At 37.4% G+C, this 665-nt stretch carries 1 protein-coding gene; it reads left to right on the plus strand.

The features are described from left to right. Positions 1–215, plus strand: a 215-nt coding sequence (locus ACFIK8_RS11790; RefSeq protein WP_375669535.1) for a hypothetical protein, incomplete at its 5' end; no start/stop codon positions are given. Between the last annotated feature and the right edge of the window lie 450 nt (positions 216–665).

Below are 665 nucleotides of genomic sequence, written 5' to 3' on the forward strand. Positions count from 1 at the left end.
ACAGCGGGCAAATGTCTTGTTTACTTTCTCGCCGAAAGAGCTCCCCATTTATTGCAAAGCATGCTCCTGCAGTGAATTTTTCAGATGAATTTGCTTATCAACATTTAATGATTCCGCATTATCTGTACGCTTGTGAAGTTGCTCATAGTAAAAATACTTTAGATACCCTTTTAAGGTTTACTAGAATGTTGCACCAAGATTATTGTCAAGCTTAGAAAAATTTATTTGTCCCGCGAAGCATTCCTTGAGCCACACCATAACCTAAGTGAATCACCTAATCCCTCACAGCTTTTGTTTACGCCAAAGTTTTACAAAGAACTTGTTTCACCGCATCAAGCTAATAGGAAAGAAATTTACCTATGATCGCCATTTTCCTTTGTTCTTTCCCCGCCAATTACAAGGAGCAAGATTCTTCTATAAAAACGCGCTAACTCTTCACTCTATCGCATGACTTTAGCTCAATAGACTGTATATCTGATAATAATCCATTTCTAATTTTCCTTGACTAAAATGAAAAATATCACTCTCCCTAACCGCAGCGCCAATTAAAGGCACCATCAATGAAACAAAGCATAGCAAGATGCATTTTTCCTCTCCCTTCAAAGCAGTTTTAAGTGCTCTATCAATCTGATCATGCAATATAAACTTGCCCGATTCTATTCAAG

The sequence above is a fragment of the Bartonella sp. MR168JLCBS genome (assembly GCF_042194175.1).